Source organism: Pseudomonas sp. P1_C12 (assembly GCF_056406435.1).
Window position 1 is genome coordinate 191,676 of the sequence record NZ_JBFUAE010000011.1, and the last position, 12,456, is coordinate 204,131.

General features: G+C 60.0%; 10 protein-coding genes and 1 pseudogene. All 11 read right to left on the bottom strand.

Annotated elements, in window-relative coordinates; genetic code table 11:
* Positions 1-30 precede the first annotated feature (30 nt).
* Positions 31-1,449: an oligosaccharide flippase family protein gene (locus tag AC1D19_RS19670; protein WP_477764225.1), complete on the bottom strand. Its 1,419-nt coding sequence runs from the start codon at positions 1,447-1,449 to the stop codon at positions 31-33.
* A 13-nt stretch (positions 1,450-1,462) separates the two neighbouring features.
* A complete protein-coding gene (locus AC1D19_RS19675; protein WP_477755835.1) occupies positions 1,463-2,416 on the bottom strand; it encodes a glycosyltransferase family 2 protein in 954 nt (317 codons plus the stop codon).
* Positions 2,410-3,729 (bottom strand): O-antigen ligase family protein, encoded by a 1,320-nt coding sequence (locus AC1D19_RS19680; RefSeq protein ID WP_477764226.1) that lies wholly within the window; start codon positions 3,727-3,729, stop codon positions 2,410-2,412. Before AC1D19_RS19680 ends, AC1D19_RS19675 begins: the two co-directional genes overlap by 7 nt.
* Positions 3,726-4,838 (bottom strand): glycosyltransferase, encoded by a 1,113-nt coding sequence (locus AC1D19_RS19685; protein ID WP_477764227.1) that lies wholly within the window; start codon positions 4,836-4,838, stop codon positions 3,726-3,728. Before AC1D19_RS19685 ends, AC1D19_RS19680 begins: the two co-directional genes overlap by 4 nt.
* On the bottom strand, positions 4,835-5,911 hold the full coding sequence (locus tag AC1D19_RS19690; protein ID WP_477760505.1) for a glycosyltransferase: 1,077 nt from the start codon (positions 5,909-5,911) through the stop codon (positions 4,835-4,837). The genes AC1D19_RS19685 and AC1D19_RS19690 overlap by 4 nt, the downstream gene beginning before the upstream one ends.
* A gap of 10 nt (positions 5,912-5,921) precedes the next feature.
* Positions 5,922-6,629, bottom strand: coding sequence for a WecB/TagA/CpsF family glycosyltransferase (locus AC1D19_RS19695; RefSeq protein ID WP_477764228.1), 708 nt, complete (start codon positions 6,627-6,629; stop codon positions 5,922-5,924).
* A gap of 107 nt (positions 6,630-6,736) precedes the next feature.
* Positions 6,737-6,835 (bottom strand): annotated as a pseudogene (locus AC1D19_RS19700) (hypothetical protein); the annotation flags it as partial.
* 47 nt (positions 6,836-6,882) lie between these two features.
* Positions 6,883-8,274 carry an undecaprenyl-phosphate glucose phosphotransferase gene (locus AC1D19_RS19705; RefSeq protein WP_477755840.1) on the bottom strand — a complete coding sequence of 464 codons (1,392 nt, stop codon included), beginning with the start codon at positions 8,272-8,274 and terminating at the stop codon, positions 6,883-6,885.
* A 124-nt stretch (positions 8,275-8,398) separates the two neighbouring features.
* The gene (locus AC1D19_RS19710; RefSeq protein WP_477764229.1) at positions 8,399-10,714 is read right to left on the bottom strand and encodes a GumC family protein; all 2,316 of its coding nucleotides are present in this window, start codon (positions 10,712-10,714) and stop codon (positions 8,399-8,401) included.
* A gap of 2 nt (positions 10,715-10,716) precedes the next feature.
* On the bottom strand, positions 10,717-11,250 hold the full coding sequence (locus AC1D19_RS19715) for a polysaccharide biosynthesis/export family protein (RefSeq protein WP_477764230.1): 534 nt from the start codon (positions 11,248-11,250) through the stop codon (positions 10,717-10,719).
* A 12-nt stretch (positions 11,251-11,262) separates the two neighbouring features.
* Complete coding sequence (locus AC1D19_RS19720; protein WP_477764231.1) at positions 11,263-12,423, bottom strand: outer membrane beta-barrel protein; 1,161 nt, start codon at positions 12,421-12,423, stop codon at positions 11,263-11,265.
* Between the last annotated feature and the right edge of the window lie 33 nt (positions 12,424-12,456).

Here is a 12,456-nt window from a genome sequence, read left to right on the forward strand (position 1 = left end):
TTTGGGCGTTCCTGTTTCAAGAAGTCAGGGTCAGCGAGCGGTGAAAACCAACTTGAATTCCTGCGGCCAGCGCGGGTGCAACACGCTATAGGCCAGCGCATAGGTCAGGGCACCGATGGCGATGTTGCAGGCCAAGTGCAAGACGCCTTGCAAGGCCAGGTGCGCAGAAGCGGTCAGCACCACAACCGCCATGACCAGCGAGGCGATCACGCTGCGGTAACCGGACTCGATGAACACGCCCCAGCCGTAACCGATGGCGGTGTTCAGTCCGCGAATTTGCAACGGCGTGATGAGCAGCATGCGCACCAGCAAGGCCAGTGCAGCGCCCATGCCGCCGCAGGTCGGGCCCAGCATATAAACCAGCCCGAGGGCGAGCAGGGCGGTGCTCACCTCGGCCTTGAGGGTGACGCGGGTGTGGTTGACCGCCACCAGCGCCGTGGTGGCGTACATGGCAAGGTTGCCGATGGCTGCGGTGATCGCCAGCACTTGCAGCATGGGAATGGCGTCGGCCCATTTGGCGCCGAAGATCAACAGGACGATATCCTCGGCCGTCAGCGCAATCCCCAGGAAAAACGGCGTGAGCAGAAAACCGCTGATCACCGTCGAGTCGCTGATGATCCCGATCAGTCGCGGCGGGTCGCTGCTGCGCCGGGCGAACACCGGCAAGGCATAGCTCATCAGTCCGTTGTAGATCGCCGAGCGCGGCAGATCGATGATGCGCATGGCCAGGTTGAACATGCCCACCGCATGGGCCCCGGCGGTCATGCCCAGCACCACGTTGACGCCACGTTGCAGGGTTTGTGCGCTCAGCGCATTGATCGCCACCGGGGTTCCGGTCTTGAGCAGTTCCCGCAGGAAAGGCCCGTCAATGTACAAAGCGATGCGCCGCCGGTCCCCGTTCATCAGCACCACGACGCAGACAAACTCCATGATCAGCGCCTGGGCGATCACCGCCCACGGGCCGAACCCCCAGAGCGCCACGACAATCCCGCCGACGCCGCCGACGATTTTCCCCAGCAACGTACGCGACGCCAGCCTCTTGAAGTTGCTGGTGCGGCGCATTTCCACGACATACACACGCGCTATCATGGTGAACAGAATCTTTACCGAGGCCACCGCCATCATCCATTGCAGTGCCGGCGAGGGCGTGTACAACATGGCCGCCAGGGAGATGACGCCGATGGACACGAGGCTGATCAGCACGGCAAACCAGAACGCCGTGCTGATGTGCTTGTCTTCCAGGCGCTCGGCCCGTACCAGCGGGTCTTCCAGTACCGACGAATAAAGCAGTCCGACCATTTCGACAATCGCGATGATCACCGTGCCCACCCCCAGCTCCGTGGGCGTGAGCAGCCTCGCGTAGACGACAAAGGTGATCATCGACAGGAAAATCAGGCCGAATTTCTCGGTGAAGATCCAGATCAGGGTAACCAGACGCTGGTTGGCCATGGCGGGCACCGGTTCAATGAGCGGTGGTTGACTCGGCGGTCCGGCCCAGGGTTCTGGCGCGGGCATAGAGGTAACGCAAGGTCGGTTTACCCCGGGCGAAAATCAGTGCCTGCCAGGAACACGCCAGCATGCGCCGGTACACGTTGATCACCTCGGCATGTTCACCGAAGCGGGAAAAGGCACAGAGGAAATCCGCGAGGTTGCCCAGCTCGAAATCGATCCGTTGTTGCTGGCTCAACTGCGCACCATAACGGGCGAGGAACAGCTCGATGAACCTGAGTTTGTGCGAGAAGTACTTTTTCGGCTGGGCGGTGATGTTGCCGCCGTTGACCGTCCGCCGCGCCAGGGTTTGCGGCACCGTGTGGATTTCCCAGTGTTCGGCGATCCGGGCCCACATCATGCGGTCCTCGGAATAGCGCAGGCTGGCTTCGAAGCCGCCGAGTTGTGTGAGCACATCGCGGCGGATCAGCACGGTGGAGACGCCATTGACGATGTTGCAGCGGATGAAATCATGGAAGTGCATGCCGCTCTTGTAGCGATCTTCCACAAACCGGGTGCCGTCGCTGTATTCAATCAGCACGTTGCAATCAATCAGCCCCACGGGCCGTCCCTGACGAAGCAGGTCGTCATACAGCGCCAGTTGCTTTTCGAGCTTTTGCGGATGCCATTGGTCATCGGCATCGAGAAACGCCACCAGGCTTTCTTCCGTGTGCCGCAAGCCATGGTTGCGGGCGCTGGCCGGGCCTTCATTGGCCTGATGCAACAACGTCAGGCGAAACGGCGCGGCGAAATCCTTGACCCGTTGCGGTCCGTCATCACTCGACCCATCGTCGATGACAATGACGTGATCGGGCAGTCGAGTCTGGTCGGTCAACGAGCCCAGCGTCTGTTCGATACTGTCGGCACCGTTGTACATCGGGATCACGACGCACACTGAATGCACCGAAGAGGGGCTTGGCTCTAGCACGAGGTTTTCTCCTTGGGATACATCTTCGCCGGCCCACGGTAGTAGGCCCGGCCTGTTGTCGGTGACAGGTGCGGACGAGTCGCGTGATGGTGCCGAAACGAAAGGGCCAGGGTGCAGAACACCAGGAACTCGGCGCTGCGGTAGTTGGGAATCACGTACGCCACGTAGTTGGAGACGATGAACAGTCCGATGATCACCAGGGCACAGGCGCGCACCTGAGCCGACTGCGCGGAGGTGATCGCCCGGTACTGTTTGATCAAGGCTTCGGCAAACAGCAGCATCAGCGCCGCGAGTTGAATCACGCCGCCGTTGAGCAGGGTTTCCAGGTAGCCGCTGTGGGCATTGCCGATGTAGCCCCAGCGCTTGATAAAGACCTCGGCATCGTTGCTGGTCCAGAACGCGCCATAGCCGTAGCCCTTCAGGAACCTGTCGTCGATGAGCGGCGTGAGCAGTTCCCAGATCAGCGTGCGGTCGGTGAGTGACGAGTCCCGCCCGAGCAGGTTCAGCATCAACGTGTAATTGCCGTACAAAAACAAGCAGATCAGGGCATAAACCAGTGTGGCGCCGAAGAACGCCATCATCGAACGGTTGACACGCAACCGCACCAGCGTGAGGAAATACCCGTAGCTCGCCGCGCCAGCCACGATCAGGGCAATGGCGGTGGCGGACTGGGCCAGCCCGATGGCAATCAGCGAGAACAGTGCACACAGGATGGCCAGCAGGTTGCGTTGCCTGATCGCCGGCAGCAGCAACAGGATGCCGATGGCATTGAGCCGGGCGCCGGCGTTTTTCTCGGCAAAGATCCCTTTGAAGGCGCCGTCGCGAATACCGCCGGTAATGAACGCGATATCGGGGTTGATCACGGCAAAGATCAGCCCCATCAACGCCACGGCACCGATGACGCAGCCGAGCATGAGGGCGATTCTTTCGATGCTGTAGTTATAGGCAATGAACCCTGCGAAGCACACCACACTGATCATCGCGATATAACGCTTGAAGCTCAGTATCGGATCGTCGGACCAACTGATCGATGCCGCCACGCAGACCAGGAACACCAGCAAAAAGAAGTTGCCGCGGTAAAAGCTCTTGCTCAGGAACACCTTGTGGCGCACGAACAGGAACAACGGCACCAGCAAGGTGATCAGGCCGCACACCTGATTGAGCACGTTGCCTTCGAGGTCTTTTCCGACACCGTCCAGGGTCGCCACATTGCCCAGGCCGAGAAAGAACGACGTCACCTGGAAATAAAACAACAGGCCAAACAGCGTGAAGGCATCGCGCAGCGTGGAATACCTGATTTCCAGTTTGTTCATGACGACTGGCTCCCAAGCAGTGCAGCGAGGTAAGTCTGTACGGCGCGGCCGCTCATGAAACGGGCGGCGGCATCGATGCGGACCTGGCGATGCCGGTCCCTGGGCCGGGTCAATTCAATACCGATGGCCTGGGCCAGTGCTTGGGGGTCATCAACGTTCACCAGCGGAGCCACCACGCCATCTTCGAGAATGTCCTGCGGGCCGTAATGGCAGCGAGTCGAGACCACCGGTGTGCCGGTCGACAGCGCTTCGACCAGGACGTTGGGGCTGCCCTCGAAGCGTGACGACAGGACAAAACAATCGGCGGCGGCGACTTGTGCCATGGGTCGATCGGCATAGCCCGGCAGATCGAAGCGGTCCGCCACGCCGAGTCGGGTGGCCAGTTCAAGCAGCTCGGCCCTGAGCCCGCCCTCACCGAAAATGATCAGCCGGGCGTTGCGATACGGTAATCGGGCGAACGCCTCGACCAGGGTGTCAAAGCCCTTCTGCGGTGCCAGGCGACCCACGGCGACAATCACCGGGGTGGTTTTTTCCTGAAGCCAGCGATGCGTCGGACTGCCCGGTGGCTTGTCGCGAAAGTCATTATCCAGTACCGGATTGTCGGCAATGGTGACGTCCTGCGCGCGGGCGACAGTGGTCTCGACGAGGTCCTCGGCCACGCCGCGCGAGACGCAGATCACCGGGTTGGGAATCAGCCGGTACAGCAACGGCGCCAACCAGTAAGCCAGGCGTACACGCAATGAAGGATTGACGTGTTTATCCCGGGAAAACGCATTGCGCTCGCTGACATGCAATTGTGCCAGTGTCCCCGACAGCGTAGCGGCGGCAATGGCCACCACGTTGACGTGGGTAAGGGCGGCCAGTTGTGCGTCGAAGCGGTTCTGGCGCAGAAAACTGGCCAGCGCCGGCACCGCGCTGGCACTGCGGGCACTGTGCAATTCCACCTGTTTGACCCGAGGATCGACCAGCGCCACGTTGACACCGCCGCCGGTGAGCATCAGCAACGTCACGTCATTGCCGGCGTCAACCAGCGCACCGGCCAGGCGTGCCATCATTTTTTCGGTCCCGCCTGCGCTGAGGTCGTGCAGGATGATCAGCAACCGTTTCATCGATCCCACACCTCGTAGTAAGCCCGTGCGGCGTGCTCGCTGGTGTAGGGGCGCACGGTTTTGGCCATTGATCTTGCGCTGTGTGCCTTGAAACACAGGCTTTGCTGCAGCGCTTGCGCCAGGTCGGGCACATCGTTGACTCTCACCAGTTGGCCAAGGCGCCCGTTGTCGAGCAGCTCTCGAGGGCCGGTGGGACAGTCGCTGGCGAGCACGGGTGTACCGAGCGCCAGTGCCTCGATCAACACGGTGGGCTGGCCTTCGAAAAAAGAACTGAGGATCAACAGGCGTGCATGGCGGATCAGCGGGTAGGGGTTGTTCACGTGGCCGGTAAAGTGCACCCGGTTGGCAATGCCCAGTTTCCGCGCCTGAGCGATCAGTTCTTCGCGCAACGGGCCGTCACCGGCAATCACCAGGTCGGGTACGTCCGGGTTGTGGATCACCAGGGCATAGGCCTGGAGCATCAAATGAAAGCCCTTGACCTCGACCAGCCGGCCCACGCCGATCCAGTATTCGTGGGGCAAGCCGTTGGGCAGTGGCGCCCGGGAGGCGTTGTGCAGTTGTTCGGTGACCACCGCGTTGGGGCAATAGCGGATGCGTTCACGCCCCCAGGGCATCAGACGGGCAATGGTCTGTTGCAGGTCATGGGACACGGCCACCACCTTGCCGCTGCCGCAAAGGTACAGGGCATAGAGCAGGCGCAGGCTGTGGACACCGGTTTTCTGTTCCGTGCAATCCAGGGCCGTGTGCCGGGTGTAGATGACCTGGCAACGGCTGCCGAGGGTGGCCACCCAAGTACACAGGTTGGCTTGTTCCTTGGCGCTGATCAGGTGAGTCACGCTTTCACGGCGAATGATCCGGCGCAGCAGCACAATAGACTTGATCAGGCCCAGGAGACCATTACCGCCGCCGTCGAGGATTCGCGCCCCTGCTACATCCGGTGTTTCGCCGTTCATGACGAAAAAGCTCACACGCTGCCCATCCTTGAGAAACTGCCCGGCCAGGCGTTGCTGGACGCACTCGATGCCACCGCCGAGCTTGAAATCCTTGAGAGTGAACATAATGTGCACGGCCATTCTCCGGCGCTCAGGGCGTAGTGATGTTGATCGCGACTTTGTGGCACAGGATCATCGCCGCCAGTTGCAGAAAGTTGCCGGGGTAGTCGACCAGGTAACGCCTGATCGTGTGCGGCTCGCGGTACATGCGATAGAACGCCCGCAAGTGCAGGTGATTGATTGCTTCGGGGTAATAGACACCGTTGGTCATCGCTTCCTGACGAATGAAACCGCCGCAGGTAAACGCCACACCGGTGAAGCCGGCATTCAGTGCGCTTAGCACGAAGCGCTCTTGCAACCCGGCGCCCAGGCCCACGATCAGGATGTTGGCCCGACCCAGGCGAATGTCCGCCTGGATGGCCGCCGCCTGAGGCGCATCGAAGTAACCATTGTGATAACCGGCAATCGGCAGCCGTGGGTAGCGTGTCTGCAGTTTGCGGATGAACCGCTCCAGCTCGGATTGCGTGGCGCCGACGATGTACACCCGCTTGCCCTGTTGTTCAGCGTCGCTGAATACCGGTCCGGCAATCGAGGTGAAGTCGAAACTGACCCGCGCGATGGATCGCCCGGTGACTTGCGACATGAAACTCGACATCAGCATGCCGTCGCAAAAGTAGGCGATGGCATCAGGCGGGTGCTGGAAAAAACTGCCGATCGACGCGAAGTTGATAAAGGAAAACGCTTTGTTGGCCTCGAGCAGGGCCGGCGAATACTGGCCGATCAAATCCAGCCGGATCATGGCCCGTCTCCCGGTGCCACCAGCGGTCGAGGCGGGCGGCCCACCGACACATAGGTGAAGCCGCGTTTGCTCAGGCGCTGCGGGTTGTACAGGTTGCGTCCGTCAACGGCGTCGACGTCCACGCACATCACGGTGTGACCGACCTCGGCCGTCGCGGCGCCTTGTACAAGCCCAGCATAACCAATGCCAAATACACTCACATTCATGGGAAAACCTCCGTTTTCGTGGGGCCGATCCAGGATCGGCCACGAAGTCAGTAGATGTTTTTCGAGAACAAGGTGAAGGGCGTCTTGAGCAGAATCTTGATGTCCAGCCACAGTGACCACTGGTTGATGTAGTTGAGGTCCTGGGCAACCCGTAGCTGCATCTTCTCCAGGGTTTCGGTTTCGCCCCGATGGCCGGTGATCTGCGCCAGCCCCGTGATGCCTGGCTTGAGGCGGTGACGGGCCATGTAGGCGCGGACTTTGCCGGTGTAATAGATGTTGTGCGTGACCGCGTGCGGACGCGGGCCGACCAGGGCCATTTGCCCGAACAGCACGTTGAACAGTTGCGGCAGTTCATCGATGGAGCTGCGGCGCAGAAAGCGCCCCAACGGTGTGACGCGGTCATCGTCCCGGGTGGCCTGGCGGACCTCGCCCTCATCGTGAACGCGCATCGAACGGAACTTCCACACCTTGAACACCTGGCCGTCGCAGCCGTGGCGGTTCTGCTTGAACAACACCGGGCCCGGCGATGTCAGCTTGACCGCCAGCGCCACACTCAGCAGTAACGGGCTGAGCAGCATCAGGGCCACGGCGGACAGGCTGCGCTCGAACAGGTCTTTGCAAAACAGGCTGCCGGGGTGGGAGTTGATCAGGCTTTCGTTGAGGTAGATGGCGGGCATCCGCTCGATCTCCGAGATCGAGTGGTTGAGTAGCACCATGCTGCCGAAATCGGGAATCCAGACCACGTCGACGTTCATGTCCAGCAAGTCGATGTACAGCGCTTCGATGGTCGCGGCCTCCGCCATCGGCAACACGATGTAGACCCGGCGCACTTCCATGCGCGTGATGAGTTCCCGTATGTCTTCGACGTGACCCAGCAGCGGCAGAATGCTGGGGGCAGGGCCATGATGGTCTTTCGCGGCGATGAACCCCAACAGTAGCGCGCGATTGGGTCTGCTCAGTTTCTTGGCCAGCTCATGGGCGGTAGGACAGGTGCCAATGATCACCGAGCGACGTTCGTTGAAGATCATCCGCGAATACAGCCGGGCAAAGTAGTGCAAGGGCAGGAAACTGGCTGCCTGGACGAGGAACCCGGCGAAGGCCCAGACGATGATCACCTGTCGCGAAAACAGGGCGCTGGTCTGGGTGAGGAAGGCAATGCTGATCAGCACCGCCAGCAGGATCAGCCAGCCGGCCAACAACCGACTGAGCCCGACCAACAGGCCATGACGCTTGTGGTAGACCTGCATGAGGCTGTAGATCGGCACCGAACCGAGGACAGTCAGAATGATCAGGACGCGGTACTCGGGGGTCAGGGTGCCGACGCGCATCTGTACCAGCAGTATCAGCAACAGGTTGACCAGAGTGATCGCACTCAACCATTGGCACCAGAAGGTCACGCCACGGCGATGTGCCATTTGAGCGGTATATAGCGAAGTCATCGGCTCAATCTCCAGGCATGGGTAGTCATTCGAAGCCGTTTGTGAACGTCACGGCTTTGATACGCGCGCTGGTAGTGAGGTAATGCTGGTGGTGAGGTAATGCAGCTAAGGCCGCTGCACGTTGTTACCGGGGGGCGAAGTCATAGTCGTAGAGGGATTTTAAGTGGTTGTGGCCGTACTTGCGCGCCTTGCGCAGGTCGACCTGGTTGAGCACCACCCCAAACACCGGCGCATGGCTCTGCTGCAGCATCGCCAGGCTTTTTTGCACCTGCTCGACCGGTGTGCTGTCGGCTTTCACCACATAGATCACCGCATTGCAATGCTGGGCCAGCAACAGCGCATCACTGACCATCTCGGCGGGTGGTGAATCGATGATGATGTGCCGGTAGCGCAATTTGAGCACTTCGAGCATGCGCGCCACCCGCGGCGAACTGAGCAGGTCCTGCGCCGGTGGTTGGCGCAGCGAGTCGAGCGGATTGTTTGGCGAAGGCAGGCGAGGGGTGTTGAACATGTCCATCGAGGGCCGCGAGACACTCCCGGCCGGCAGCATGTCGAGATTGCCCACGGTGCAGATGCAGTCTTCAAGGAGTGCGGTGCCGGCGATCACATCGGCGAACCCCGGGCTGTCCGGCGGAAAGTCGAAGTTCAACGACAACGTCGGCTGGCGCAAATCGGCATCGATCAACAGCACCCGTTCCAGTGGTGCCAGCGAGGAGGCGAGGTTATTGGCGATGGTGCTTTTTCCCTCGCCCGGTGCGGTCGAGGTAATCAGCACCACCTGCGAAGGTTCTTCTGTGCTCTGCAGCATCAGCCAGGTCCGCAGATTGCGGATTGTCTCGGAGAATCGCGGGTTGTCGTTGTCTTCGAACAGACGCGCCAGTTGCCGGCGACTTTTCTTCATGACCAGCGGAACCACGCTGAGCAATGGCACATTGAGAATGCTTTCGATGCGGTCCTCAGTCCTGAAGGTATTGCTCAAAGTATCGAACAGGAAGGCCAGCGCGACGCCGATGATCGATGCGACCACCGCGACAATCGCCACAATCAAGGTTTTGTGCGGCTTGCTGGGTTCCATCGGTGTGATCGCCGGATCGACGACGCGGGCCTTGGCAGAGTCCATGTCGGAGGTGGCGGCGGTTTCCTTCAGGCGGGTGACGAACGTTTCGTACAGCGCACGGGAGCTGTCGACTTCCCGTTGGTACTCGCGCAGCTGGAACTCTTTACGTGAAATGTTCTGGATCTGCGCCTTGTTGGTGTTGAAGGATTTCTGCAGGGCACCTTCGCTGGCCACCGCCAATTGATATTGGCGCTCGATGCCAGCCACCACTTGCTGTACTTGCAGGCGCAAGCTGGTTTGCGCTGTATGCAATTCCGATTGAGCGGAGATCAGCGCCGGGTGTTTCGAACCATAGCGTCCGGACAGCTGCTCGACCTTGGCTTGCGCCTTGGCCACCTCCGCCTGAAATTGCTGGATCAACGGGTTGCTCAACACCGCCGGTACACTGGACAGCCGGCTCATGTCGCCGTTGGTCAATGACTGGGCCTGACGGTACTGGCTTTCGGCTTCCGCCCGATTGCGCCGGGCGTCGATCATGCGATTGCCGGTCATTTGCAGTTCGTTGGCACTGATCGTTGCCACGCCGTCGACATCCACCAACCCTTGCTCTTCCCGATAGCCTTGCAGCTTGTCCTCGGCGGCGCGCAGGTTGTTGCGCAACTCCACCAGGCGGGTGTTCATCCAGCTGGTGGTGTTTTGCGAGGACTTCAGGCTGGTGTCGAGCTGGCTGTCGATGTAGCTCTGGGCCAGCGCGTTGGCTGCTGCCGCCGCGAGATCAGGGTCGGGTAACTCGACGGCAATTTCGATCAGTTGGCTCTTGCCGACAAACTTGACGGTGGTCTGCAGCATGAGGTTTTGCGTGACTTCATTGAACACGTCCGCTTCAGTGGGCGCGGGTTTCTCCGGGGGCAAAAAAGCCAGCCAGGGCAGCCATTGGCCGGCATTGAGATCGTTTAACCATTGACGAGGTTTGAACCAGGTTTGCGTATGCTGGCGCGGATCGGTGATCGGGTTGGTGGTGAGCCCGAGTTTCCTCACCACCCGTTCCGCCAGGTCCCGAGATTGCAGGAGCGCCTGCTGGGTCTGCAGATAGTCTGCGGTGGACGACGCGCCAGAGTCGGAGACTTGCTGGAAGGTCAGCACTGGCGGCGTTTTTTCCTTGATCAACATCGTGGTGCTGCCCAGGTACTGTGGCGTGATGAAGGACAATGCCGCCACCGCAAGGGCGCAACAAAGCACCACAAACCAGGCGATGTTCCATTTGGCGAGCCAGAGGACCCTCCACAGTTCGAGCAGATCAAGGGTGTCCGACTCTTCGCTGTGCTGCGGGCGCAGATGCGCCTGGAGCGGACGTTCGACGTAGGTGCTAGGGCTATTGTCCATGATTAGAAAAAGCCTTGTGCAATGGAAATGGTGTCACCGGGGGAAATTACGGTGGTCTTGGAAATGTTGTCTTCAAGCGGCGGGCCGCCGTCGCCACGCAGGATGGTCACGCGTTTCATCGAAGCGCGTTCGGTCAGGCCGCCACCCAAGGCAATAGCTTTTTCCAGGGTCAGGCCCGGCACGAAGGCGTAGCTGCCAGGCTTTTTCACCTCGCCGTTGATGTAGAAGGGCCGGTATTCGATTTGGCTGATGCTGACTTTCGGGTCGATCAGGTAGCCTTGCTTGAGCCCGTCGACGATCTTTCTCTCGACCTGGTTCGGGGTCAGCCCCTTGGCGACGATTTCGCCCAGGAACGGGTAGGAAAACGTCCCGGCATCGTTGAGTCGGACTTTCTTGATGCTCAATCCCGGCTCCCCGAACACGGTGATGCGCAACACATCACCAGCGGCCAGTTTGTATTCGGTGGAGGGATCTGCTGCCTGGGTAGCGGGAGCGAGCAACAGCCATATCAACAAACCAAACAGGCGCCGGTTCATATGCATGTCCTCTTACAGGCTGACGTTGAAACCGAGCTGAAACACATTGCGCAAGAAGCTTTCGTTGTCGGCATCGGAGTTGTTATCGCGCAATCGATAACTCAGATCGATGTCCAGCCAGCGACGCATCTGGTAGATCACCGCAAGGTTGTAGTCTTGAAGCTTGTCGGTGCGGTTTTCACCTTCGTAGACGTAGTGCCCATAACCGGCCTGCGCGACGGTGGTGATCCGTTCGGTCCAGCCATGGCGCCAGCCGATCTGGGTGAAGGTCGCCTTGACGGCGTCTGAACCATCGTCACCTTCAGCCAGTGCCTGGCGGGCCAGGAAGGTGAAGGTCGAATAGGTGCGGGGTTTCCATTGAAGGTCAATTTGCCAGGTCGGATTACTCAGATCGCTGGAAGTGCTTTCATCGAAGTTCTTGCGCTCATACCCGACCCGAACCTTGCCGGAGGTGCGCGCGGTAAAGTCCCATTGGGCACCGGTCAGTACGGCATCGGATTTACTACTGCGCGGACTGTTGGACTGCAGGTAATCGAAGCGAGTGTGATCGTATTCAATCAAGCCGCGGGTATTGCTGCCGATCCGGTGGTACCAGGTCGTGGTGAGGCCGGTGGTGTTGCGTTCTTTGTCGTCATTTATGCCGTCGCTATTGTCGTAGCGCCGTTGCGCGTAATTGGCGCCGATGTCTATCTGGTTGTCGGCGGTTTTGGCACCGTAGGTGTAGACGCCCCCCACGCGCTTGTCGTTGAGTTTGTCGTTGATACCTTCGACCGCGGTTGAAGTCGTTCGCTCGAACTTATGGTATTCGGCGTCGAGTTTCAGGCGGTGGCGGTCGGTGAACTCCATGATGCTGTCGGCCCGCAGGCGCTGCCCGGTGCTCGATGCATCGGACTGCGAATGATAGATGTTGCGGGTCGGTTGCCAGGTAAGCCGGGTGGCGCTGTTGCGGTCTTCAGCCTTGAGCTCGAAGGAAGGTGCAATCCTGGTCACCATAGAGGACTGGACGTTATGCTCGACCTCTCGAATGTTGTCGTCGTAACTTTCCGACAAGCCGAAAGTGGGAATGAACTGGAATCCGTAAATATCAATGGATTGCGGGTCAATACTCCAGGCAATGCCGGGATACAGGGAGACCACGAGCAATGCAAAAGGGCGGTGCGGCTTGAGGGGCATATCGTTATTCCCTAGAAGTGAATAAGCCCGGCT

Coding starts and splice junctions, on each gene's coding strand:
- AC1D19_RS19670 (WP_477764225.1), bottom strand. CDS start 1,449: ATGGCCAACCAGCGTCTGGTTACCCTGATCTGGATCTTCACCGAGAAA.
- AC1D19_RS19680 (WP_477764226.1), bottom strand. CDS start 3,729: ATGAACAAACTGGAAATCAGGTATTCCACGCTGCGCGATGCCTTCACG.
- AC1D19_RS19685 (WP_477764227.1), bottom strand. CDS start 4,838: ATGAAACGGTTGCTGATCATCCTGCACGACCTCAGCGCAGGCGGGACC.
- AC1D19_RS19690 (WP_477760505.1), bottom strand. CDS start 5,911: ATGGCCGTGCACATTATGTTCACTCTCAAGGATTTCAAGCTCGGCGGT.
- AC1D19_RS19695 (WP_477764228.1), bottom strand. CDS start 6,629: ATGATCCGGCTGGATTTGATCGGCCAGTATTCGCCGGCCCTGCTCGAG.
- AC1D19_RS19705 (WP_477755840.1), bottom strand. CDS start 8,274: ATGACTTCGCTATATACCGCTCAAATGGCACATCGCCGTGGCGTGACC.
- AC1D19_RS19710 (WP_477764229.1), bottom strand. CDS start 10,714: ATGGACAATAGCCCTAGCACCTACGTCGAACGTCCGCTCCAGGCGCAT.
- AC1D19_RS19715 (WP_477764230.1), bottom strand. CDS start 11,250: ATGAACCGGCGCCTGTTTGGTTTGTTGATATGGCTGTTGCTCGCTCCC.
- AC1D19_RS19720 (WP_477764231.1), bottom strand. CDS start 12,423: ATGCCCCTCAAGCCGCACCGCCCTTTTGCATTGCTCGTGGTCTCCCTG.